Here is a 23,094-nt window from a genome sequence, read left to right on the forward strand (position 1 = left end):
ACCTAAAGAGCAATAGCATTCGTTTGCCTTGATCATTGATCCCGCCAGAATTTCGGAACCCCGCGTCGTCGAGATCTCCGGGAAATGGACTGGACCTGCATTCTCGCCCCGTTGTCAGGCGGAGGCGCCGACCCCCGAACCCTGGCCGTCGCCAAGGCGCTGGCCGAGCCGTTTTCGGCGACGGTGAGCGCGGCCTACACCTCGACCCCGGCCAGCGAACTGATCCCCTGGGTCAATGAGGCGGGCGTCAGCACGACGGCGATGGCCATCGGCGAACTGGAGCAGGCCACGCGGGTCGGAGAGGCCCATGCGCGCACGGCGCTGGCGAGGCTCGACTACCGCTACAAGAGCTTCGACAACGTCACCGGCGACGACTGGCTGGGGCTGCGGGTCGCCTCGCGCCTGGCCGACGTGGTGGTGTGGCCGCCGAGAGCCGCGCGCAGCCGCGGCTTCTTCTCCCACGCCTTCCAGCAGGTGCTGATCGACGAGCAGCGCCCGGCGCTGATCGCCGACCGCGCCCCGCCGCCGGATGCGCCGGCGGTCATCGCCTGGGACGGCGGGCGCGAGGCGGCCCGCGCGGTGCGGCGAGCGACCCCCTGGCTGCGGCGCTCGCGCCAGGTGACGGTGCTGACCGTTCCCTACGCCGCGCGCGAGCCATGCGAGGCCGGGCGGTTGTTGAACTATCTCGCCGACTGCGGCGTGGCGGCCGACGCCTCGACCCTGCACGGCCGCAGCCCGGCAGGGCCGCTGCTGCTGGCGGAGGCGCGGCGGCTGGGAGCAGCGATGTTGGTGGCCGGCGCTTTCGGCCATCCGCGCCTGCAACGCTTCATCTTCGGCGGCACCACCCAGACCCTGCTGGAGGACGCGTCGGACCTGGCGCTGTTTCTATCCCACTGAGGCGAAGAGCATGAGCGAGACACATTTGACCGGCCAGGAGGCCCTCAGCCTCTTTCTCTTCCGCCGCAAGGGGCGGCGGATGTTCGGGCTGAGCGGCGATCCGGACGGCGCCAACCTGCCCGGCGATCACGAGGGAGACGAGGCCTGGACCTTCGTCAGGCGCTTCGACCTCAGCGCCGAGGAGATGCGGGCCGACTTCGACCCCAAGGCCGCCTGCCAGGCGGTGGCCGAGGACGGCTATGCGCTGATCGGCAACCCGTTCGCGATCGACTAGGCCGCGGCGCGATGGCCCTGCCCGCCGCCCGGCCGCTGTCTGCGGCGGCCGTTCTCTCCTGGCGGCGCGCCGAGAGAGCGCGGCTGCTGGAAATCGGCGCGGCCCTGCCGCTGGACGAGCGCCGGCGGCGGGCCAAGGCGGCGCGCGAGCATGCGGCCGCCGCGATCCCACACCTGCTGGGCCGGACCGTGGCGCTCTACTGGCCCGCCGCGCACGAGGTCAGCGTGCTGGGCCTGGCGCGGTCGATCCTGGCGGCGGGGGGCGTGGCCGCCCTACCGGTGGACGCCCCCGACGGGCGCCCGTTCCATTTCCGCGCCTGGACGCCGGGCGATCCGCTCGCCGCGGGCACTTCAGCTCCCTTCCCGCGCGATGGGCCGATGGTCCAGCCGCAGGTGGTGTTCGTCGCGCTGGCCGGGTTCGACGGCGAGAACTACCGGCTCTGCGAAGAGCCGGCGCGCAGTGGGCGGCTGCTCGCCGCCGCGCCGGAAGCCTATGCGGTCGGGGTCGGGCTGGAGCTGATGCGGCTGGAGACCGTCGCGCCGCTGGCCGGCGAGCGGCCGCTGGACCTGGTGGTCACCGAGGCCGGAGCGTTCCGGCCGCAATAGGGCTGTGGTCACCGGACGGCGACATGGGAAGCTCAGGCGGCGCGGGCGAGGCAGGCGCGCAGGCCCTCGCGAGCCGGGGCGATGAGGTCGGCGGCGCTGCGGGTCGAGTAGACGAGATAGACCGAATAGGCGAACTCGGGCGCGCGTTCGACCAGCCGCACCTGGCCGCTTTCGACATAGGGCCAGATCACCGCGCGGCGGAAATAGCCGGCCCCGCCCACCGCCAGCAGATGGCTGAGCGCCAGGGGGCCGAGGGAGATCGAGACCGCCGGCCTGGACAGCTCGGGAAAAGCGGTCGCGTGGCTGGTGCGGAAGGGCTCACCCCAGTCGACGAAGATGTAGTTGTCGGGGCCGACGGCGCCGTCCTCGGCGGTGGTGACGAGGACCAACTTCTCCTCGACCAGCAGTTCGAGGACGAGTTCGGGGCGCGGCGGCGGGCTGTAGAGCACGGCCACGTCCAGCGAGCCCTCCTGCACGCGGTCGAGCAACTGGGCCGCGCCGCCGACCTCGGCCCGGATCGCGACCTGGGGCTGGTGTTCGTGCATCCACAGCATCCAGTCGGCCAGCAGCGGGCTCCAGAGGCTGAACTCGCCGCCCAGGCCGATCAGGTTCTCGCGCCCCGGCGGCAGGGCGATCTGCTGGCGCGCCCGCTCCCATATCTGCACCAGGGCGGTGGCGTAGTGTGCGAAGCGCTCGCCGGCCGGGGTCAGGCGCGCCCCGGCGCGGTTGCGGACGAACAGGCGGCGGCCGACCTGCTCCTCGAGCAGGCGCACCCGCGCGCTGACCGCGGTCTGGGTGAGATGCAGCCGCTCGGCCGCCCCGACGAAGCTGCCGGTGGCGACGATCTCGATGAAGGTCTTGGCGAGCCCGATATCCATGGGTTGAGCGCAACATTTTTCATCTGAATAGACAATACCATTCGTTTGCTTGCACCTGGCGCCAGTCGCACAGTGACGTCGGCTTTCCCTTGGCCATGCGGGCGGACCGCTGGGAGGGGCGAGCAGGACTCTACGGTCGGTGACGCGGACGAAGATCACAAACCCGGATCCAGGCGAGGACCTGCGCCTGAGACGCCGACTTCGTCGGCGGACACGTGTCCAGACCGAGCTGGACCGGCCCGGCCGCATGCGCCCTACGGGCGGGGAGGCGTCTCTCGCGTTCGCCGCGGTTCCGGCGACGGGCGCGGGGGATGTCGGCGCCGCCGCCCTCCCCGGTCCGCCTGCAGAACATTCATCCTTCAGATCAGGAGATCGGCCATGACGCTGCAACTGGGCCAGACCGCACCCGACTTCGAGCAGGACAGCACCGAAGGGCCGATCAGCTTCCACGCCTGGCTCGGCGCGTCCTGGGGCGTGCTGTTCAGCCATCCCAAGGACTTCACCCCGGTCTGCACGACCGAGCTTGGCCAGGTCGCGCGGCTGAAGCCGGAATGGGACCGGCGGGGCGTGCGCCCCATCGCGCTGTCGGTCGATCCGGTCGAGTCACACGCCGCCTGGGCCGGCGACATCGCCGAGACCCAAGGCCAGGCGGTGAACTATCCGATCCTGGCCGACGCCGACCGCCGGGTGGCGAACCTCTACGGCATGATCCATCCGCAGAGCGACCCGAACCTGACCGTGCGGGCGGTCTATGTCATCGACCCCGACAAGCGCATCCGGCTGATCCTGACCTATCCGCCCAGCACCGGCCGCAACTTCCAGGAGATCCTGCGGGCGATCGACAGCCTGCAGCTCACCGACGCCGAGCAAGTGGCCACGCCCGCCGACTGGCTGCCCGGCGAGGCGGCGATCATCCCCCCCAGCCTGTCGGACGAGGCGGCGCGCTCGCGCTTCCCGCAGGGCTGGACAACGCTCAAGCCGTACCTTCGGATGGTGCAGGTTCCGTGATGCGCAAACCCGCCCCGCGGCCCGCGGGCCTGGCGCCCGAAACCGTCGCCGTCCTGACCGGCGTCAACGAGGACCCGGCGTTCGGCGCCGTGGCTCCGCCGCTGCATCTCAGCACCACCTACGCCTTCGAGGCCATCGAGCGCGAGGGCCCCTACGCCTACAGCCGGGCGGGCAATCCCTCGCGCGACCTCCTGGGGCGGACCCTGGCCGAGCTGGAAGGCGGCGCCGGCGCGGTGGTGACCTCCAGCGGCATGGCGGCCATCGATCTGGTGCTGTCGCTGGCGGGCCCCGAAGACCTGGTGGTGGCGCCGCACGACGCCTATTGGGGAACCTTGCGGCTGCTGGGCGCCCGCGCCGAGCGGCGGCAGTTCAGGCTGGCCCTGGTCGACCAGGGCGACGAGGCGGCGGTCGAACGCGCCTTGCAGGACCGCCCGCGCCTGGTGCTGATCGAGACGCCGAGCAACCCGCTGATGCGCGTGGTGGACATCGCGGGCGTCGCAGAGCGGGCCAAGGCCGCCGGCGCCCAGGTGGCGGTGGACAACACCTTCCTTTCGCCGGCCCTGCAGCAGCCGCTGAGCCTGGGCGCGGACTTCGCCCTTCACTCGACGACCAAGTTCATCAACGGCCATTCCGACGTGGTCGGCGGGGCAGTGATCGCCGCCGATCCGGGCGATGTCGAGACCCTGACCAACTGGGCCGGCACGGTCGGTTCGGTCGGCTCGCCTTTCGACGCCTACATGACCCTGCGCGGGGTGCGCACGCTGTTCGCGCGGGTCGAGCGCCAGCAGGAGTCGGCGGCCGCGATCGCCGAGTTCCTGGACGCCCATCCGATGGTGACAGCGGTCCACTATCCGGGCCTGCCCAGCCATCCGAACTATCCCCTGGCCGTGCGCCAGCAGCGCGGCTTCGGGGCCATGCTCAGCTTCGAGCTGTCCGGCGGGCTGGAGGCGGTGCGCGCCTTCGCCGCCGCGCTGGGCGTCTTCACCCTGGCCGAGTCGCTGGGGGGCGTGGAAAGCCTGGTCGCCCATCCGCAGACCATGACCCACGCCGGGATGAGCCGGCCGGCGCAGGCGGCGGCGGGGATCACCGACGGGCTGCTGCGGCTGTCGGTGGGGCTGGAACGGGTCGACGATCTGCTGGCCGACCTCGACGCGGCGCTGGGCGCGGCCCGGCCCCTGAAGGCGGCGAGGGCGTCATGAGCGAGCCAGGCCGCCTCGCCTCGCCGGTCTGCTACGCCGCCGAGGCCGACGACGTCTATATGGGCTATCTCGGCCGCGACGAGGTGGTGGCGATGCTGCAGGAACTGCTGCAGGCCGAACGCGCCGGGGTGAGGGTGGGCGCGCGCCTGTCGCAGACCGCGCCGGAGCCGTCGCTGCTGGCCTTCGCGCGGACCATCCGCGACGACGAGGCGCACTGGTGCCGGGTGCTGTCGGGCGCGCTGAAGCGGCTGGGCGTCAAGCCGTCGACCAAGGTCGGGGCGTTCTACGGCAAGGTCATGGCGCTCGACGGCTTCGAGGCGCGGCTGGCCCTGCTCGACAAGGGCCAGTCGTGGGTGGCGCGGCGGCTGGAGGAGGCCCTGCCCAAGATCCGCGACGACCAGCTCCACGCCGAGTTGAAAGGCATGCTGGAAGCGCATGTCGCCAATATCGACCTGGGGCGAAGGGCCATGCAGCACGGCGCGCCGGCCAGGCGCTGACCGGAACATTCCGGGCGGCTTGGGGATTGGCGCTCGAAAGGAGATCCCCATGACCCAGCAGACGTCCGGCGAGGCCGGCAAGGCCGCCGCCCGCGAGCAACGCGACATCCAGCAACGCGCCGAGGCGGCGGAGGAACGCTCGTTCGCGCCCAGGCAGGAGGGGGCGATGCAGGCGGGCGCGCGCGCCTATCCCGAACCGCCCTTCCCGGCCCAGCACCAGCAGAAGCCCGGACTGGAGGCGCGGCTGGACCCGGCGCCGATGTACGATGCGCCCTTCTACAAGGGCTCGGACAAGCTGAAGGACAAGGTCGCCCTGATCACTGGGGCCGATTCCGGCATCGGACGCGCGGTCGCGGTGCTGTTCGCGCGCGAGGGGGCGGACGTGGCCATCGCCTATCTGGCCGAGGATGGGGACGCCGAGGAGACCAAGGCGGCGGTCGAGACGGAGGGCCGCCGGGCGATCCTGATCCCTGGCGACGTCGCCGATCCAGCCATGGCGCGCGCCGCGGTCGAGCGGACGCTGGAGGCGTTCGGGCGACTCGACGTGCTGGTCAACAACGCCGCCTTCCAGGAGCATGTGGGGCGGCTGGAGGACCTCTCGGAGCAGCAGTTCGACCAGACGCTGAAGACCAATCTCTACGGCTATTTCCACCTGGCCAAGGCCGCCGCCCCGCACATGAAGCCGGGATCGGCCATAATCATGACCGGCTCGGTGACCGGCATCGAGGGCAGCAAGGAGCTGCTGGACTATTCGATGACCAAGGGAGGAATCCACGCCTTCACCCGCTCGCTGGCCGGCCATCTGATCGAGCGCGGCATCCGGGTGAACGCCGTGGCGCCGGGGCCGGTCTGGACGCCGCTGAACCCCGCCGACCGCGCCGCGCCCGAGGTCAGCCAGTTCGGCGCCAGGACCAAGATGAAGCGGCCAGCCCAGCCCGAGGAGATCGCACCGGCCTACGTCTTCCTCGCCTCCCCCCACTGCTCCAGCTACATCACCGGCGAGATCCTGCCGATCATCGGCGGTTACTGAGGCGCGGCGACGCCGAGGCCGCTCACCGCGGCCCCGGTGCCTATGAGCCCGCTCAGCGGGCCATGTTGATGACGTGGGACTGGGTGAATTCCAGCAGGCCTTCCTCGCCCAGCTCGGTCCCGACGCCCGAGAGCTTGGCGCCGGCGAACGGGATGTTGGGGGCCAGTTCGGCGTGCTTGTTGATCCAGACCGTGCCGGTGTCCATGCGGGTGGCCAGTTCATAGGCCTTGTCGAGGTCCGACGACCAGATCGAGCCGCCGAGCCCGACCTCCGAAGCGTTGGCGCGCTTCAGGGCGTCTTCCGGGTCGGAGAACTTGATGAGCGGCAGGACCGGGCCGAACTGCTCCTCGTCGACCAGGGGCGAGCCGTCGGCGATATCGCGCACGATGGTCGGGCGGATGAAGTAGCCCTTGCCTTCCACAGCCCCGCCGCCGGCAATGATCCTGCCGTCGCGGCGGCCGTCTTCGATGTAGCCGAGGACCTTCTCGTACTGAGCCTTGTTCTGCAGCGGGCCGAACTGCGTCCCCTGCTCCAGCCCGTCGCCGACCACGGCGGCTTCGGCGAGCTTGGCCAGTTCGTCGCACATGGCGTCGTAGACGCTTTCGTGGATGTAGACCCGCTTCATGGCGATGCAGACCTGGCCTGAGTTCTGGAACGCCGCTCCGAAGATCTTGGGCGCGGTCGCGGCCGGATCGACGTCGCCCAGCACGATGCCGGCGTCGTTGCCGCCGAGCTCCAGGGTGATGCGCTTGAGCGCTTCGGCCGCGCCGGCCATCACCCGCTTGCCGGTCTCGGTCGAGCCGGTGAAGGAGATTTTGCGCACGTCGGGATGCTTGGTGAGTTCGCCGCCCAGGTCGTTGGCGTCGGCGATGACGTTGAGCACGCCGGCCGGCAGCAGGTCCTTGACCAGCTCGGCGATCTTCAGGGTCGAGAGCGGGGTGGTGCCGGCCGGCTTCAGCACCACGGTGTTGCCGGCCAGCAGGGCGGCCGGGACCTTGAAGGCCATCAGGATCAGCGGGAAGTTCCAGGGCACGATGGCGCCGATGACGCCCAGCGGGCGGCGGCGCAGCTCGACCTTGCGGTCCGGGCTGTCGTCGATGACCTTGGTCGGCACGTCCAGGCTGGCGAAGTAGCGGAAGAAGGCGGCGGCGCCGAACACCTCGCCCATGGCGTCCTGCAGCGGCTTTCCCTGCTCCTGGGTCAGGATGCGGCCAAGGTCGGGAGCGGCGGCCTGGATGGCGTCGGCCATGGCCAGGAGGGCGGCGCGGCGCTCCTCGATCGGCTTGGCGGCCCAGGGGGGGAACGCAGCCTTGGCGGCCGCGACCGCCTGGTCGAGCTGGGCCTTGGAGGCGCGCGGGCAGGTCGCCAGGACCGCCTCGGTGGCCGGGTTCAGCACCTCCATCGTGCTGTCGCCGTCGACCAGCGCGCCATCGATCAGCAGCTTGAACGGACCCATCGCGTCTTCTCCCATTTTCGTGCGCCTCTACGGCCTTGGCCCAAGGTCACATGTCCGGGCCTCCGCGCCAACCATGACGCGGCGAGAGGGGGCGCCGACGTCTTGCCTGGCCGTGGAAACCGGTGCAGCCTGATCTTCGAGGCCTCGTCAGAAGGCCCGGACTGAAATGGGAGGAAGGGGCGTGCAGATCGTCGCCTTGGGAGCCGCGGTCGGCCTGGCCGTCGCGGGAGCCGCCGTCGCGCAGAGCGGGACCGTCACGCGCGCCAAGGAACCTGCCCTGCTGGTCAGGGCCGACTACAAGGCCGCCCCCGCCGCGGCCCGCAGCTCCAGTCTGCGCGTCACGCCGCGCTTCGACCCCGCAGCCAAGCCCGCCCCCTATATCTACAAGGCACCGATGGCCACGCGGCCGATCAAGACCTGGTAGCGGCCTTGCGCGCCGCGGCCCAGCGCTCCAGCCGCTCGAACGCGCCGGGGGCCAGGCGGTAGGTCCGCGCCCGGGCAGACTCACGCCTGCGCCTCTTCCGGGTCCCAGAATCGGGCCGGCAGCCGCTCACGATAGGGGAAATACTGGAAGACCGGCCGCGCCTCGGCCAGGACCCGCGCCACGGACGGCCGCGCGATCAAGCGCTCCAGATAGGCGGCGAGCGCGGGACGATCTTCACCGAACGGCTCCACCAGATGGGCGTAGAACAGCGACGGAGCGGCGGCGCAGTCGGCCAGGCCGAAATCCTCGCCTGTCGCCCAGGTGCGGGCGTCGCCGGTGAACCGCGCCTCGATCATGCCGTAGGCCGTCTGGAGCTGACCGCGCGCCTGCGCCACGCCCAGCGGGTCCTTGGCGTCCTCGGGACGGAGGCGATCGGCGACGATCTGCTGCATCGGCGTCATGACATAGTTGTCGAACACCCGGTCCCACAGACGGGCCTCCAGCCGTGCGTCGGGATCGGCCGGCAGCAGGCGGCCGCCGAACCGCCGGTCGAGATATTCGAGCTGGATGGAGGTTTCGGGCACGACGCGGTCGCCATCCTGCAGCAGCGGAATCTTGGCGGTCGGCCACATCGCCACGAAGGCCGCACGCGCCGCGGGGTCGCCCAGATCGACCGTGCGGGCCTCGAACGGCGCGCCGAGTTCATAGAGGCCGATCAGCACCTTCCAGCAGTAGGACGACAGCGGATGGGCGTGCAGGACGAGGGTCACGGGAGGCTCCGGCCGATAGTTCCTTGAGAGGAAGCTATTTCCCCGCGCCCACCGCCCGCAAGCCTTGGTTTCCCATAGCGGAAACTTCCATCGCCGCCCTTGATCAGCCCCGCCGATGGGTCCAAGCCGGACGCATCATATGGCGGCGGAGGCAGGCGATGGACCTCTCGAAACTCGACCTCTCGAAACTCCAGGCGAGCAGCAAGATCGGCGACGAATGGGCCTATCCCCAGGCCGAGCCGAACCGGACGGGGCTGCTGCAGGTCGACCACGCGCCCGATCACAAGCTCTATTGGGAGGAATACGGCGCGCCGGACGGCGAGCCGGTGATGTTCCTGCACGGCGGCCCGGGCGGCGCCTGCGCCCCGGTGATGGCGCGGTTCTTCGATCCGGCGCGCTATCGCGTGATCCTGTTCGACCAGCGCGGCTGCGGGAAGAGCGAGCCGACCGTGGCCTCGGCCGGGGCGAAGGTCGCCCTGACCAACAACACCACCGACCATCTGGTCGCCGACATCGTGGCGCTGCGCCAAGCGCTGGGGATCGACGGCAAGATGCACGTCTTCGGCGGAAGCTGGGGCAGCACGCTCGCCATGGTCTACGCCATCCGCCATCCCGAGCATGTGGCCTCGCTGATCCTGCGAGGCGTCTTCCTGGGGACGCGGGAAGACCTGCTCTACATGTACCAGGGCAATGCTGCGCGCTATGAGGCCGCGCCCTTCGAGCTGACCGAGCCCGGCTCCTACGTCACCTATCCCGACGAGTGGAAGGCCTTCGTCGAGGTCATACCGCCGGGCGAGCGCGGGGACATGATGGGCGCCTACAAGGCGATCTTCGACATGACGCCCGCGAGCGAGGCCGAGCGCGAGCGCCAGCTTGGGGCGGCCCTGGCCTGGTCGGTTTGGGAAGGCACGATCTCCAACATGATCCCCGAACCGGCGGAGGCGGGGAAGTTCGGCGAGGCCGATTTCGCGCTCTGCTTCGCGCAGATCGAAGCGCACTTCTTCGCCAACCAGTTGTTCCTGCCGGCCGACTACATCATCGCCAATGCGGACAAGCTGGTCGGGATCGACACCCACATCGTCCACGGCCGGTTCGACCAGGTCTGTCCCTTGCCCCAGGCCTCGCGCCTGGCCGCCACCCTGACGGCCCTGGGCGCCCCGCCGGCCAGCTTCATCGTCACCAACGCGGGGCACAGCGCCATGGAGCGCGACACGGCGCTGGCCCTGACGGCGATCATGGACGGCCTGCCGAGGCTCTGAAGGGGTCTATCCCCCGCGCCACTCGCTGAGCACGGCGCCGCCGGCGTCCTCGAAGGCGACACGGTCGAGAAGGACGGCGGCGATGCAGACCGGCCGCTGGTCGGGACCGCTCGCGCGGCAGTGGATGGCGCGGCCGTCGTCGAAAGACCCCAGGCGGCCTTCCAGCACCAGGCGATAGCCGGCGACGGGCGCGGGCGGCGGCTGGTCGCCCTCGCCGCGCACGGTGAAGGCGTAGGCCCGGCCGCTGCGGCGGCCCAGGCGCGAACCGCCATGCTCGAAGACGGCGGCGACGCCGGCGACCTGCGGCGTGGAGACCGGGGCCGGCGCCTCGCCATCGCTCCCCTGCGTCCACTGCCCGGCCGGGCAGGTTTCGTCCTTCAGCCAGGGCCGCGAGATCCAGAAGCCTTCCACCGCCTCCCAGTCGCCGGCCTCGGCGAGCGCCGAGTCCTTCCAGTCGGCGGGCCTGAGGCTGAGGACGATGGTCTTGCGCGTCTTGCCCCAGGACCAGTTGGCCAGGCCGTCGGCGGGGTCGTCGCCATCGGAGTCCAAGCATCCGAACGGCTGACGGACCAGGAACCTGCGCCCGGCGATCAAGTGGCCCTGGGCCGGACGGCCGGCGGCGTAGTCGGAGGCTGCGACCTCGATGGCCGCGAGGATGTCGGCGCGGCTGAGGGCGGGCGGCGGCAAGGGCGGCGCGGGCGGGACGACCGCCGGCGGCGGAGCGGCTTCCACCGGCTTGGGCGCCGGCGCGGGCTCCTCCCGCTGGCATCCGGCGAGCGTCAGGCCGGCCGCCGCCAGGACGATGGCGAGCGGGCCGATTGGCGATAGCGATCCGGTCATGCCGCCTACCCTAGCACGAGCTTTCCGCATCGTGGCGCCGACGAGGTTGTGAATTGACCTGCGCCCCATGGCGCAGTCTGCAAGACCGATGACCTTTGATCAGATCGCGGCCCTGGTCGTGCTCGTCGGCGTCGTGGGATTGATGATCCACGGCAAGATGAGAGCCGATGTGGTGGCTCTCCTCGGCGCGGCGGTGCTGCTGGTGCTGGGCGTGGTGCGCCCGGTCGAGGTGCAGGCCGCCTTCGCAAGCCCCGCGGTCATCGCGCTGGCGGGCCTGTTCGTCATCGCCTACGCCATCGAGCTGTCGGGCCTACTCGGCCTGATGATCCGCAAGGCCACCGAGTTCTCCAGCAAGGTCGGCGCCCTGGGCATATGGGCGGTGATCGGCCTGTGCGGGTCGGTGGGCGGCTTCCTCAACAACACTCCGGTGGTGGTGCTGGCCGCGCCGGTGATCCGCGATGTCGCCCAGTCGCTGGGCCTGTCGCCCAAGCGGTTCCTGATGCCGCTCAGCCACGTGACGGTGATGGGCGGGCTGCTGACTCTGATCGGCACCTCGACCAACCTGCTGGTCAGCGACATGGCGCGCAACGCCGGCCAGCCGGTGTTCGGCCTGTTCGAGATCACCCCGGTCGGCCTGGTCATCGCCTCGGTCGGCGGGCTCTGGCTCTATTTCGTCGGCGCGCGGCAACTGAGCCGGGCCGCCGCCGAGGAAGAGGCCGAGGCCGCGCGCCAGGCCGAGGAGAAGGCGCGGGAGGAACGGGTCCGGCGGTGGCTGCGCCTGCCCTTCCGCCTGCCCCGCCTGGGCGAAGCCCGCAATCAGCCGGACGGGTCGGGCGATGCGCGGCTGGGGGACGTGACGCTCTACAGCGCCGCCGACCGGCCGTTCCAGTTCCGGCCGGCGATGATCTCGCTGGGCGTGTTCGCGGCGGTGATCGCGGCCGCCGGCCTCGGCTGGGCGCCGATCGCCGCGGCCGCCTTCGCCGGAGCCGTGGCGCTGGTGCTGCTGCGGGTCATCACGCCGGACGAGGCCTATGCGGGACTGCGGCCGGAGATCCTGCTGCTGATCGCCGGCATGGTGGTGGTCGGGACTGCGATGGAGGTGACGGGCCTGGCCGCGGCGGGGGCCGAGCGGCTGATCGACGTGATCCGGCCGCTGGGCCCGCTGGGGGCGTTGATCGTGCTCTACGGCGTGACGCTGTTTGCGACCGAACTGCTCTCCAACGCCACGGTCGCGGTGCTGATGACGCCGATCGCCGTGGCGGTGGCCGAGAGCCTGGGGGTCAATCCGCGCCCTTTCCTGGTGGCGGTGATGATGGCTGCCTCGGCCGCCTTCGCCACGCCGTTCGGCTATCAGACCAACGTGCTGGTCTTCAACATGGCCCGCTACAGCTACATGGACTTCGTGCGCGTCGGCCTGCCGCTGAACCTCATCACCTGGGCCGCGGCCATGGTGGCGATCCCGGCCGTCTTCCCGTTCTGAACCCCCTGCGCAGCCCCCTGGCGCGGGCGCCTGCGATCTGCCACCACTAGGCGATTACGTCGCGGGGAGAAGGGCCATATGCGCGGGGACGACAGGCGCATCGAACTGACGCTGCGCGGGCTGGCGCTGGGCTGCCTGATCACCGTCGTCTTCACGGCGGCCAATGTCTATCTGGGCCTGCGGGTGGGCCTGACCTTCGCCTCCTCCATCCCGGCGGCGGTGATCTCGATGGTTGTGCTGCGCGGGCTGAAGACCTCGACCATCTGGGAGAACAATATCGTCCAGACCGTCGCCTCGGCGGCGGGAACGCTGTCCTCGATCATCTTCGTGCTGCCGGGCCTGGTGATGGTCGGCTGGTGGACCGGCTTTCCGTTCTGGACCTCGTTCTCGATCTGCGTGATCGGCGGGGTGCTGGGGGTGATGTACACGATCCCGCTGCGCCGGGCGCTGGTGACCAATTCCGACCTGCCCTATCCCGAAGGCCGCGCGGCGGCCGAGGTGTTGAAGGTCGGGACCGGCTCGCGCGACCAGGCGGGCGGAGCCGAGGCCAAGGCCGGGCTGATGGCGGTGATCGTCGGGGCGGCGGGCTCGGCCCTGGTCGCCGCGGCGATCGGGGTCCGCGCCCTGGCCGGCGAACTGGCGGTGTGGTTCCGCCCCACCCCGACCACGGCCACGGGCCTGGCCGGCGGGCTGCAACTGGCGCTGATCGGGGCCGGGCACCTGATGGGGATCGCGGTCGGCATGGCCATGCTGGTCGGGACGATCATCGCCTGGGGCGTGGCGGTGCCGATCATGACCCACCTGCACCCGGCCGCCGGCCCCGCCGCCGAGGTCGCCCAGGCCGCCTGGGCGCCGAACGTGCGGTTCATCGGGGCCGGCGCGATCGGGGCCGCCGCGATCTGGACCCTGGCCAAGCTGGCCGCGCCGGTCTGGACGGGGCTGATAGGCGCGGTCCGCGCCTCGAGCCTGCGCGCGCATGGCCAGGGCGAGGACCTGCCGCGCACCGAACGCGACATCCCGATCTGGATCGTCGGGGCGGTGATCCTGGCCAGCCTCGTTCCGCTGGCGGTGCTGCTCAACGACTTCCTGGCGGCCGGACCGCTGGAACAGGTGATCTTCCCGCTGATCGCCGGCGGGGTGCTGTACGTGGTGCTGGCCGGCTTCCTGGTGGCGGCGGTGTGCGGCTACATGGCCGGGCTGATCGGATCGTCCAACAGCCCGGTGTCGGGCCTGGCCATCCTGTCGGTGCTGGGCGCTTCGCTGCTGCTGGTGGCGCTGGCGGCGAACACGGTGGGGCCGCAGGGACACGCCGCCCTGGTCGCCTACGCCCTCTTCGTCACCGCCGTGCTGCTGAACGTCGCGACCATCGCCAACGACAACCTGCAGGACCTGAAGACCGGCCAACTGGTCGACGCCACGCCCTGGAAGCAGCAGGCGGCGCTGCTCGTCGGGGTGGTGGCCGGGGCCTGCGTGATCCCGCCGATCCTCGACGTGCTGAACAAGGCGTTCGGTTTCGCCGGAGCGGCCAACCTCAACACCATCTCCGACCAGCCGCTGGCCGCGCCGCAGGCGGTGCTGATCTCGACCCTGGCCAAGGGGGTGATCCAGGGCGACCTGCCCTGGCGCTTCATCGGGGTGGGGATCGCGCTGGGCGTGGTGCTGGTGATCGTCGACGAACTGCTGCGCCGGACCAAGCGCTACAGCCTGCCGCCGCTGGGCGTCGGCATCGCCATCTACCTGCCGGCGGCGGTGACGCTACCGGTGGTGGCCGGCGCGGTGATCGGCTGGGCCTACGACCGGCGCGTGGCCAAGGGGCCGCACGGACCAGCGGCGCAGCGGCTGGGCGTGCTGCTGGCTTCGGGCTTCATCGTCGGGGAAAGCCTGTTCAACGTGGCCCTGGCCGGGCTGATCGTGGCGACCAACAACCCCTCGCCCATCGCCGTGGCGCCTGCGGCCTTCCCCGAGCAGACCATGTGGCTGGGGGCGGCGTTCGTCGCCCTGACGATCTTCGCGCTCTACGCCTGGAGCGAAGCGACCGCCCGCAAGCTGCCGCCCGGCTGAGCGCCGCTTATCCGCCAGCCCTCTGCAGGTCGCGCAAGGGACGGAAGCTGATGGGCGCAAAGCCCTGGCCCAGGATGAAGTCGGCCATCGCCCGGTCCATGGCGACGGCATGGTCGTCGATGCGGATCTGCGGCTCGCGCTTGTCGTAGCCGCGCAGCTCCGGACCGTCGTGGACCGGATGCAGGTTCACTTCCGCGACGCCGGGTCCGAGCTTGGGCAGGACCGAGCGCATCAGCTCGGCGGTCGGATGGCCCCAGCGGGAGACGAACTCGTCGTTGAAGACGATCCCCGCCGCCGCGGCCTGCGCGCGGCCGGAAAAGCCCAGCCGCGCGTCGGCGGCGGGGCCGACCATGCGCAGCGGCAAGGCGAATTCCGCCGCCAACTCGACATAGACCTCGAAGAAACGCGGATCGATCTGGTTGGCGCCCATGTGCGAGTCGAGGTGGGTGACATCGACGCCCCAGGCCAGGGCCTGCTCGATCTGGGCGCGGCACTCGGCGCGCACGTCCGAGACGCTGGCGCGGGCGAAGACCTCGGCGGCGGCGGCCGGCAGGAAGCCGTCGGCGTCGTGCAGCGAGGCCGCGCCAGTCAGCGAGCGCCAGCGATAGCCGGGATATTCCGCCGTCAGGGTGAGATGGACGCCAAGGTCGAGGCCGGCGAACATGTCGACCGCCTCGCGCGCCCAGGCGCAGGGGACCATCAGAGTGCCGCTGGTGGCGAGGCCCCCGGTCATGGCCTCCAGGCAGGCGAGATTGGCCGCGTGGCTGGAGCCGACATCGTCGCAGTTGACGATCAGCAGGCGCTGGCCAGGCCCATAGCCCAGGCGTTCGACAAGGCTCATGGCGCTTCCTCCATCGAATCGTCGCGGCGCCGGCGCGCCGAAGCTTCAGACCCGCTCGGCGCGCATGGCCATACGGACCAGCTCCGACAGGCTGGCGGCCTTCATCTTGGTCATGACGTTGGCGCGATAGATCTCGATGGTGCGCGGGCTGATGCCGAGGTCATAGGCGATGACCTTGTTCGCCCGCCCGGCGACCAGACCTTGCAGCACCTCGTGTTCGCGGCCCGACAGGGTGGCGATGCGCGCGGCGATCTCGGCGGCCTCGGCCGCGCCCTGGCGGTCCTTCTCGCCGGCCTGGAGAGCGCTGTGGATCGCCGACAGCAGGGCCTCGTCGTCGAAGGGCTTTTCGATGAAGTCGGCGACCCCAGCCTTCATCGCCTCCACCGCCAGCGGCACGTCGGCATGACCGGTGATCATGATGATCGGCAAGGCGAAGCCCTCGGCCTTCAGCCGCTTGACCAGCTCGATGCCGGTCATTTCGGGCATGCGGACGTCGGTGACCACGCAGCCTTCCGTCACCTGCGGCAGGGCGTCGAGGAAGGCGAGCGCGGATTCGTAAACGCACGGCCGCAGGTTCGCGGTCTCCAGCAGGAAGGCGAGCGAATCCCGCACGGCCGGATCGTCGTCGATCACATGCACCAGCTCGTCAGCCATCGAGTTCCTCGTCTTCAACGCTGTGCAGGGTGAAGTTGAAGGTCGCCCCGCCGCCAGGCGTCTCCTCCACCCAGATCCGCCCGCCGTGCGCCTCCACGATCGTGCGCGAGATGGACAGGCCCACCCCCATGCCATGACGCTTGGTGGTGATGAAAGGCTGGAAGAGGTGTTCGGCGATCTCCGGGCTGATTCCGGGACCGGTGTCGGAGATGGTGACCCGAGCCATGCCCTCGCCATCAGGCCGTATGGCCAAGTGGAGTTCGCGGCGGGAAACCGAGGCCATGGAATCCATGGCGTTGCGGATCAGGTTGAGGATCACCTGCTGAATTTGCACGCGATCGGCGAGGACGAAATTGACCGCCGGGTCGAGATCGAACTCGACGCGCACCCCATGCTCCTTGGCGCCGACCAGGGCCAGGGCGCCGGCCTCCTCGATCAGCTTGGGCAGGCTTTCGACCCGCCGTTCGGTCTCGCCGCGCGAGACGAAGTCGCGTAGGCGGCGGATGATCTCGCCGGCCCGCAGCGTCTGCTCGGCCGCCTTGTCGAGGGCGTCGGCCAGGCGCTCGCGCGGGACCGGCTCGCTGGTCAGCAGGCGCATGGAGCCGCGCAGATAGTTGGCGATGGCCGAGAGCGGCTGGTTCAGCTCGTGCGCCAGGGTCGAGGCCATTTCGCCCAGGGCGGTAAGGCGCGAGATGTGGACCAGTTCGGACTGCAGCTCCTGCAGCCGCGCCTCGGTCTCCTGGCGCTCGGTGATGTCGCGGACGAAGCCGGTGAAGAAGCGGCCGCCCTCGGTGCACATCTCGCCCACCGCCAGCTCCATGGGGAAGGTCGAGCCATCCTTGCGCTGGCCGACGACGACGCGGCCGATGCCGATGATCCGCCGCTCGTGGGTGCGGTAGTAGCGCTCCAGATAGCCGTCATGCGCCTCGCGATGGGGCGAGGGCATCAGGATCTTGACGTTCTGGCCGATCACCTCGTCGCCGGTCCAGCCGAACAGCCGCTCGGCCGTGGTCGAGAACGACTGCATGATCCCCTGCTCGTCGATGACGATCATGGCGTCGGGAACGGTGTCGAGGATCGAACTCAGGTGCGCCTCGCGCGCGGCCAGGTCGCGGTTGACGGCGATGGCCTCGCGGCGCGAGCGCTGGAAGGATTCCCCACCGATGATCACCGCGCAGGCCACGCCCGCGAAGACCAGGGCGCTGGCCGCGTCGGCGTTGCCGAAGGCATGGTCGTTGAGGGCCAGGAGCAGGCCGGCGGCCAGGCCCAGCAGGGCGGCCAGGCTCCCCGGGATCAGGCCCGCATAGGCCGAGGCGGCGACCACGGCCGGAACGAACACCAGGAAAGCGACCTGCTCGCCGACCACCGGCTTGAGCACCAGATGCGCCGCCGCGCCGGCCAGGATGCCGAGGACGGCCAGCAGCACCCCTGTCCAAAGCTGTTGCAGGCTGATCTTCCGGCTCCAGGCGTAGTTGCTCAACCGTCCCATACCTGATCGGCCCCACCTCCGAAGCTAAGGAATACCCCTTACGAACAACACACGGATGTCGTCCAGCGACGAGGAGTCTTAGGTCTCCCCTCAATGGCCGGCCGCGCCGCGGCGGCTAGAGTAGGAACCAGGCAATGACCCCTCCCCTTGTCGACACTTCCGTCCATCACCAGCCGACCGGCGTTTCCGACACCGTCGCGTTCGGCTTCGTGAAGATGCTTCGATTCTTCGCCGACACCTTCTTCGCCAAGCGCTACGGCCACCGCGCGGTGGTGCTGGAGACCGTCGCGGCCGTGCCGGGCATGGTCGGCGCCACGCTGAACCACCTGAAGTGCCTGCGCCGCATGTGCGACGACCGCGGCTGGATCAAGACGCTGATGGACGAGGCCGAAAATGAGCGCATGCACCTGATGACCTTCATCGAGGTCTGCAAGCCGACGCTGTTCGAGCGCTTCGTGGTCGTGGCCGTGCAGTGGGTGTTCTACCTGTTCTTCTTCGGCCTCTACGTCGTCTCGCCCAAGACCGCCCATCGCGTGGTCGGTTATTTCGAGGAAGAGGCGGTGATCAGCTATACGCACTACCTCGCCGAGATCGACGAGGGCCGCAGCGAGAACATCGCCGCCCCGGAGATCGCCAAGCGCTACTGGGGCCTGCCCGAGACCGCGACCCTGCGCGACGTGGTGCTGGTGGTCCGCGCCGACGAGGCGCACCACCGCGACGTCAACCACGGCTTCGCCAACGAACTGGTCGGCCTGCCGCAGGCGGAGGTTGCGCCCTGCCCGCACCACGAGGAGCTGCAACCGGCTTGGAAGACCGCAGCCTAGGTTGAGGTTCATGCTAGAAGGTTTTGGAAAAATTTGAACTTCCAAAAGACTCCTAATGTCGGCGGCGCCAGCGATGAGCTGGCGCCGTTTTCGATTCAGCGCGGCTCGGGCGCATAGGTCGGCTGGTCGATGGCGATCTGGTCGGCGGCGTTGGCCCGCAAGGCGGCCAGCAGGCCGGGCGTGGCGGCGTCCATCTCGCCCGAGCGCAGCCGCGCGCAGAGGTCGGCGTTGAGGTCCGCCAGCGCCCCCTCCCGCCCCAGCAGGGCCGACAGCCGTCCGGCGGCCGCGACCTCGGCGGCGGGGCCGAGCTGCAGTTCGCGCCGCACCGCGCCCAGGGCGTTGGCGGCGACGCGGGCCAGGAAGGCGTCGCGCGGATTGAGCTGCGGGCGGACGTCCTCGAGGAAGCGGGCCACGGCCTCGACCAGCTCCTCTGCCTTGGGATGCTCGATCACAGGCCCTTCTCCAGCAAGGTGACGAGGTCGATCTCGGTTTCGGAGACGCGACGGCCGATCATCGGCCGCTCAACCGAACTTTCGGCGCCGGTGGCGTAGCTGGCGTACATCATCAGGCACATGACGCCCCATTTCAGCGAGCCGAGGGCTTGCCAGTAACGCAGGCGCGAGAGCGGGATATCCGCCCCGCCGGCGTCCCGATAACCGTCCAGCAGGTCCTGATAGTCGCCAAAGCCGCCGACCGGGCGATCGGCGCGGCCGAAGCGCCAGGAATTGACGCAGATCCAGCCCAGGTCCTCGGCCGGATCGCCGCAGTGGGACAACTCCCAGTCCAGCACCGCGACAACGCCTCGCTCGGGGTCGATCATCAGATTGCCATTGCGGAAATCGCCGTGCAGCAGCACCGGGGCGAGCGGCGGCGGGGCGTTGCGCTTCAGATGCTGGAAGGCCAGTTCGAGGATCGGCCGCTCGGCGCCCGACTTGCGGTAGGCCTCCTCGTAGCGGGCGAGCTCCTCCAGCGCATCGACGGTCTTGAGGCCCGGCGGCGGAGCGGCGGAATGGATCTGGGCGAGGATCGCGCCACATTGGCGGGCAAGGCTCGGGCGCACCGCCTCGAAGCGCGGGTCGGAGACGATCTTGCGGCCCAGGGTCTCGCCCGAGACGCGGCGGGTGACGTGCGCTTCGCCCAGGCCGTCCTCGGGCACGGCCAGATGCACCAGCTCGGCGACCGGCGCGCCTGCCTGCTGAGCAGCGACGATGAGGGCGGCCTCCGTGGCGAGCGACACCGAGCGGCCCTCGCCGGGATCCATCGGCGCGGCGCGGCGGCGCAGGACCAGCTCCTGGCGCGCGCCCTGGGCGTCCACCACCGCGAAGGCCCAGGTCTCCATGCTCGCCCCGCCCGAGAGCCGCTGGAGGTCGGCGACCTGCGCCCCCTCCCCGCCCAGGCGGGAGGCCAGCCGTTCCAGCCCTGCGCGCACCTGATCCGACATCGCCCGCCATCCTCGCGTCTTTCGCTCATCAGGCGGCGCCGGGCGGCGGCTGTAAACGGCGACGCCGCGTCAACCGGCGGCTGACCCGGCGTCAGCGAAAACCTGGGTTAGGCTGGCCGGAAACGAGGGAGAGACGCCATGGACTTCAGCCTGCCGCCGGAGCTGGTCGCGTATCTGGCCGAGCTGGACGCCTTCATCGAGGCGCAGATCAAGCCGCTGGAAAACGAGAACGACAACATCCGGTTCTTCGACCACCGGCGCGAGTACGAGCGCACCGACTGGGAGGCCGGCGGCCTGCCCAAGCGCGAATGGGAGGAACTGCTGGCCGAGGCCCGCCGCCGGGCCGACGCGGCCGGGCACCTGCGCTACGCCTGGCCGGCCGAGATGGGCGGCAAGAACGGCAGCAATCTCGACATGGCGGTGATCCGCGAGCATTTGGCCGCCAAGGGACTGGGCCTGCACAACGACCTGCAGAACGAGCATTCCATCGTCGGCAACAACCCCTTCATCCTGATGTTCAAGGAATTTGCGACCAACGCCCAGTACGAGCGCGACTCCGCCAAGCTGCTGGCCGGCCAGATGCGGACCATCTTCGGCCTGACCGAGCCGAACCATGGGTCCGACGCCACCCACATGGAGACCAGAGCCGTCCGCCAGGACCGCGACGGCCAGCCCGGCTGGCTGATCAACGGCGAAAAGATGTGGTCGACCGGCATGCACGTGGCCACCCACTGCATGGTGTTCGCGCGCACCAGCGGCGAGGACGGCGATGCGACCGGCATCACCTGCTTCATCGTGCCGGCCGATGCGCCGGGCGTGAAGGTCGAGGAGTGGCTGTGGACCTTCAACATGCCCACCGACCACCCGCGGGTCAGCTTCACCGACGTCTGGATTCCCGAGGACAGCTATTGGGGTCAGATCGACCGGGGCCTGGGGCTGGGCCAATCCTTCGTGCACCAGAACCGCATCCGCCAGGCGGCCTCGTCGCTGGGGGCGGCGGTCTACTGCATCGAGGAGAGCGTCAAGTACGCCCGCGCCCGCAAGCCGTTCGGCAAGGCCCTAGCCGAGAACCAGGCCATCCAGTGGCCGCTGGTGGAACTGGCCACCCAGGCCGAGATGCTGCGCCTCCTGATCCGCAAGACCGCCTGGGAGATGGACCGCATGCCGCACAAGGAGATCGAGCGGCAGATCTCCGACAAGGTCTCGATGTGCAACTACTGGGCTAATCGCCTGGTCTGCCAGGCCGCCGACCAGGCGATGCAGGTGCACGGCGGCATCGGCTATTCGCGCCACAAGCCGTTCGAGCACATCTATCGCCACCACCGCCGCTATCGGATCACCGAGGGCAGCGAGGAGATCCAGATGCGCAAGGTCGCCGCCTTCCTGTTCGGCTATCTCGGCCCCAAGCGCGCGCTGTTCAAGGATCAGGCGTAGAGATCGTCGAACACCGGCGGCAGGCTGTCGGGCAAGCCTAGGAGCGGCCCCGACGACAGCAGCAGGACCACCTCGCCGCCGGTCAGGTGCGACAGGACTTGCGTGGCCGAGGCGGCGTCGGCCACGCCCTGCACCGCCACGCCTGCGGCGGCGATGCGAGCGAGGATGTCCGCAAAGCTCGACTGGTGGTGACTGGCCGCGCCGTGGGTTGGCGGCGGGATCAGCAGCACCTTCTCCACGCCTTCGAACACCGTGTCGTACCAGGGCAAGGCCTCGCGGCTGCGCCAGGAAAAGGCGTGCGGCTCGAAGACCACCACCAGCGGCCGCTGCGGATAATGGAGGCGCACGGCCTCGATGGCCGAGCGGGCCTTTTCGTAGGAACTGCCGAAACCTTCGATGACCGGGATACGGGAGGCGTGCGTCAGGCGGTCCAGGCGGCGGCGGATGCCGGCGAAACTGGCGACGCCCGCGGCCAGGGCCTGTTCGGATACCAGGCCGCGCTCCAGCAAAAGGGCGGCGACGCCCACGATGTTCTCGACATTGTGCGCGCCCAGCAGGCCGGTAGAGAGTTGCAGGCTCCGCCTGCCCGGACCGACCAGCTCGAAGCGGGTCGTCTCGCCATAGGCGATGTCGCGCGCGAACCAGCCGTCGCAGGGCTGGGTGTCGTACCAGACGATGCGGGCGCGGGTTTCGCCGGCGATCGCGCGGATGGCCGGATGGTCGCGCAGGACGGCCAGGCCATCCTCCGGCAGGCCCCGCAACAGCTCGCGAAACGGCGCTTCGTAGTCGGCGAAGGTCGGGAATACGTTGACGTGGTCGTGGATCAGCGAGGTCAGCAGCAGGCAGCCCGGCGCATAGAGCGCGAACTTCGAGCGATGGTCGCTGGCCGAGACCACATATTCGTCGCCCTCCAGGATCATCGGCCCCGAGCCCCACTGACCGGTCGCCGGCAGGGAGGGCGAGATCGCCCCGACCATCCAGCCCGGATCGGTCCTAGCCTGGTGCAGGATATGCGCGGCCAGGGCGCTGCAGGTCGACTTGCCGAACGAGCCGGCGACCACGGTCACGTCGCGCGCGGCGGTCACCTCGCCCAGCAGCTCGGCGAAGGTGGTGATTCGCACGCCGCGGGCGCGGGCGGCGGCCACCTCGGGATTGGCGTCGCCTCCCAGCTTGGCGCTGGCGCCCAGCACCAGCAGGTCCAGGCCCGGGGGCAGGTTCTCGGGCGCGAACCTGCGATGGAACGGGAATCCCAGGCCCTCGACATAGGTCGACATCGGCGGAAAGACGTCCTCGTCCGATCCGGAGACCTCGTGGCCGGCGCTGCGCATCATCAGGGCCACGGCGCTCATGCCCGCCCCCGCCACGCCGGTGAAATGGATGCGCATGCCCGCCCTCTCCAGACCGGCCCGCTGAGTAGCCGCGCCCGGCGGCGGCGTCGAGTGGGTCGGGAGAGCGCCAGCGTTAAGCATCGCTTAACCATCCAGGCCGAACCTCTGCCATGTCTTCCTTGAAGACACCCCACCATCACCAAACTTCGTTCAAAGCCCGGCCCCGGCCGGGCTCTTTTTTCGATCTGTGGGCAAAGTGGATTTGAGCGCTTGCGCACCGGGCCGGGCCTGGGTATATGCCCGGCCTCCAACGTGATCCCCGATAGCTCAGTTGGTAGAGCAGTCGGCTGTTAACCGACTTGTCGCAGGTTCGAGTCCTGCTCGGGGAGCCACTTTTCACCGCAA

At 70.1% G+C, this 23,094-nt stretch carries 23 protein-coding genes and 1 tRNA gene; 14 read left to right on the forward strand and 10 right to left on the reverse strand.

Annotated elements, in window-relative coordinates:
- Positions 1–84: 84 nt before the first annotated feature.
- From ACE3TL_RS02225 to ACE3TL_RS02235, 3 genes are read left to right on the forward strand one after another with little or no spacing between them, the layout of a single operon-like run.
- Positions 85–897, forward strand: a complete 813-nt coding sequence (locus tag ACE3TL_RS02225) for a universal stress protein (protein ID WP_374577018.1) — start codon at positions 85–87, stop codon at positions 895–897.
- 10 nt (positions 898–907) lie between these two features.
- Complete coding sequence (locus tag ACE3TL_RS02230; RefSeq protein ID WP_374577019.1) at positions 908–1,171, forward strand: hypothetical protein; 264 nt, start codon at positions 908–910, stop codon at positions 1,169–1,171.
- 11 nt (positions 1,172–1,182) lie between these two features.
- A complete protein-coding gene (locus ACE3TL_RS02235; RefSeq protein ID WP_374577020.1) occupies positions 1,183–1,776 on the forward strand; it encodes a 5-formyltetrahydrofolate cyclo-ligase in 594 nt (197 codons plus the stop codon).
- Positions 1,777–1,808: 32 nt separating this feature from the next.
- Here the strand turns inward: ACE3TL_RS02235 and ACE3TL_RS02240 are convergent, their stop codons facing one another.
- Positions 1,809–2,654 carry a LysR family transcriptional regulator gene (locus ACE3TL_RS02240; protein WP_374577021.1) on the reverse strand — a complete coding sequence of 282 codons (846 nt, stop codon included), beginning with the start codon at positions 2,652–2,654 and terminating at the stop codon, positions 1,809–1,811.
- A gap of 378 nt (positions 2,655–3,032) precedes the next feature.
- Between ACE3TL_RS02240 and ACE3TL_RS02245 the strand changes: the two genes are divergently transcribed.
- The 4 genes from ACE3TL_RS02245 to ACE3TL_RS02260 are packed head-to-tail and all read left to right on the forward strand — an operon-like array spanning position 3,033 to position 6,388.
- Positions 3,033–3,662, forward strand: a complete 630-nt coding sequence (locus ACE3TL_RS02245; protein ID WP_374577022.1) for a peroxiredoxin — start codon at positions 3,033–3,035, stop codon at positions 3,660–3,662.
- Positions 3,662–4,861, forward strand: a complete 1,200-nt coding sequence (metB, locus tag ACE3TL_RS02250) for a cystathionine gamma-synthase (RefSeq protein WP_374577023.1) — start codon at positions 3,662–3,664, stop codon at positions 4,859–4,861. Before ACE3TL_RS02245 ends, metB begins: the two co-directional genes overlap by 1 nt.
- Positions 4,858–5,358, forward strand: coding sequence for a DUF6306 domain-containing protein (locus ACE3TL_RS02255; RefSeq protein WP_374577024.1), 501 nt, complete (start codon positions 4,858–4,860; stop codon positions 5,356–5,358). The genes metB and ACE3TL_RS02255 overlap by 4 nt, the downstream gene beginning before the upstream one ends.
- Before the next feature lie 49 nt (positions 5,359–5,407).
- Positions 5,408–6,388, forward strand: coding sequence for an SDR family oxidoreductase (locus ACE3TL_RS02260; protein WP_374577025.1), 981 nt, complete (start codon positions 5,408–5,410; stop codon positions 6,386–6,388).
- Between the two features lie 52 nt (positions 6,389–6,440).
- Here the strand turns inward: ACE3TL_RS02260 and ACE3TL_RS02265 are convergent, their stop codons facing one another.
- Positions 6,441–7,844 (reverse strand): aldehyde dehydrogenase family protein, encoded by a 1,404-nt coding sequence (locus tag ACE3TL_RS02265; protein ID WP_374577026.1) that lies wholly within the window; start codon positions 7,842–7,844, stop codon positions 6,441–6,443.
- A gap of 181 nt (positions 7,845–8,025) precedes the next feature.
- Between ACE3TL_RS02265 and ACE3TL_RS02270 the strand changes: the two genes are divergently transcribed.
- On the forward strand, positions 8,026–8,268 hold the full coding sequence (locus tag ACE3TL_RS02270; protein ID WP_374577027.1) for a hypothetical protein: 243 nt from the start codon (positions 8,026–8,028) through the stop codon (positions 8,266–8,268).
- A gap of 80 nt (positions 8,269–8,348) precedes the next feature.
- On the opposite strand, the gene ACE3TL_RS02275 is transcribed toward ACE3TL_RS02270, so the two are convergent.
- Positions 8,349–9,038 carry a glutathione S-transferase family protein gene (locus ACE3TL_RS02275; RefSeq protein ID WP_374577028.1) on the reverse strand — a complete coding sequence of 230 codons (690 nt, stop codon included), beginning with the start codon at positions 9,036–9,038 and terminating at the stop codon, positions 8,349–8,351.
- 158 nt (positions 9,039–9,196) lie between these two features.
- Between ACE3TL_RS02275 and pip the strand changes: the two genes are divergently transcribed.
- A complete protein-coding gene (pip, locus tag ACE3TL_RS02280) occupies positions 9,197–10,297 on the forward strand; it encodes a prolyl aminopeptidase (RefSeq protein ID WP_374577029.1) in 1,101 nt (366 codons plus the stop codon).
- A 6-nt stretch (positions 10,298–10,303) separates the two neighbouring features.
- Here pip and ACE3TL_RS02285 read toward each other — a convergent pair whose 3' ends face one another.
- A complete protein-coding gene (locus ACE3TL_RS02285) occupies positions 10,304–11,137 on the reverse strand; it encodes a hypothetical protein (protein ID WP_374577030.1) in 834 nt (277 codons plus the stop codon).
- 88 nt (positions 11,138–11,225) lie between these two features.
- On the opposite strand from ACE3TL_RS02285, the gene ACE3TL_RS02290 reads away from it, so the two are divergent.
- Together ACE3TL_RS02290 and ACE3TL_RS02295 are read left to right on the forward strand one after the other, a co-directional pair.
- Positions 11,226–12,617, forward strand: coding sequence for an SLC13 family permease (locus ACE3TL_RS02290; RefSeq protein WP_374577031.1), 1,392 nt, complete (start codon positions 11,226–11,228; stop codon positions 12,615–12,617).
- Positions 12,618–12,695: 78 nt separating this feature from the next.
- Positions 12,696–14,678 carry an OPT family oligopeptide transporter gene (locus tag ACE3TL_RS02295; RefSeq protein ID WP_374577032.1) on the forward strand — a complete coding sequence of 661 codons (1,983 nt, stop codon included), beginning with the start codon at positions 12,696–12,698 and terminating at the stop codon, positions 14,676–14,678.
- A 7-nt stretch (positions 14,679–14,685) separates the two neighbouring features.
- On the opposite strand, the gene ACE3TL_RS02300 is transcribed toward ACE3TL_RS02295, so the two are convergent.
- From ACE3TL_RS02300 to ACE3TL_RS02310, 3 genes are read right to left on the reverse strand one after another with little or no spacing between them, the layout of a single operon-like run.
- A complete protein-coding gene (locus tag ACE3TL_RS02300) occupies positions 14,686–15,519 on the reverse strand; it encodes a ChbG/HpnK family deacetylase (protein ID WP_374577033.1) in 834 nt (277 codons plus the stop codon).
- A 45-nt stretch (positions 15,520–15,564) separates the two neighbouring features.
- Complete coding sequence (fixJ, locus tag ACE3TL_RS02305; protein WP_374577034.1) at positions 15,565–16,173, reverse strand: response regulator FixJ; 609 nt, start codon at positions 16,171–16,173, stop codon at positions 15,565–15,567.
- Positions 16,166–17,662 (reverse strand): PAS domain S-box protein, encoded by a 1,497-nt coding sequence (locus tag ACE3TL_RS02310; RefSeq protein WP_374577036.1) that lies wholly within the window; start codon positions 17,660–17,662, stop codon positions 16,166–16,168. Before ACE3TL_RS02310 ends, fixJ begins: the two co-directional genes overlap by 8 nt.
- Positions 17,663–17,796: 134 nt before the next feature.
- Here ACE3TL_RS02310 and ACE3TL_RS02315 point away from each other — a divergent pair, with 134 nt between their 5' ends.
- Positions 17,797–18,486, forward strand: a complete 690-nt coding sequence (locus tag ACE3TL_RS02315; RefSeq protein ID WP_374577037.1) for an alternative oxidase — start codon at positions 17,797–17,799, stop codon at positions 18,484–18,486.
- A gap of 95 nt (positions 18,487–18,581) precedes the next feature.
- Here the strand turns inward: ACE3TL_RS02315 and ACE3TL_RS02320 are convergent, their stop codons facing one another.
- The gene (locus ACE3TL_RS02320) at positions 18,582–18,938 is read right to left on the reverse strand and encodes a DUF6285 domain-containing protein (protein ID WP_374577038.1); all 357 of its coding nucleotides are present in this window, start codon (positions 18,936–18,938) and stop codon (positions 18,582–18,584) included.
- The gene (locus ACE3TL_RS02325) at positions 18,935–19,927 is read right to left on the reverse strand and encodes a phosphotransferase family protein (RefSeq protein ID WP_374577039.1); all 993 of its coding nucleotides are present in this window, start codon (positions 19,925–19,927) and stop codon (positions 18,935–18,937) included. Before ACE3TL_RS02325 ends, ACE3TL_RS02320 begins: the two co-directional genes overlap by 4 nt.
- Before the next feature lie 138 nt (positions 19,928–20,065).
- On the opposite strand from ACE3TL_RS02325, the gene ACE3TL_RS02330 reads away from it, so the two are divergent.
- Positions 20,066–21,361 (forward strand): acyl-CoA dehydrogenase family protein, encoded by a 1,296-nt coding sequence (locus ACE3TL_RS02330; RefSeq protein ID WP_374577040.1) that lies wholly within the window; start codon positions 20,066–20,068, stop codon positions 21,359–21,361.
- On the opposite strand, the gene ACE3TL_RS02335 is transcribed toward ACE3TL_RS02330, so the two are convergent.
- Complete coding sequence (locus ACE3TL_RS02335; RefSeq protein WP_374577041.1) at positions 21,352–22,746, reverse strand: Mur ligase family protein; 1,395 nt, start codon at positions 22,744–22,746, stop codon at positions 21,352–21,354. The two genes, ACE3TL_RS02330 and ACE3TL_RS02335, sit on opposite strands and share 10 nt — an antisense overlap.
- A gap of 259 nt (positions 22,747–23,005) precedes the next feature.
- On the opposite strand from ACE3TL_RS02335, the gene ACE3TL_RS02340 reads away from it, so the two are divergent.
- Positions 23,006–23,081, forward strand: a tRNA-Asn gene (locus ACE3TL_RS02340).
- The last annotated feature ends 13 nt before the right edge of the window (positions 23,082–23,094 follow it).

Source organism: Phenylobacterium sp. (assembly GCF_041920015.1).
GTDB lineage: Bacteria > Pseudomonadota > Alphaproteobacteria > Caulobacterales > Caulobacteraceae > Phenylobacterium.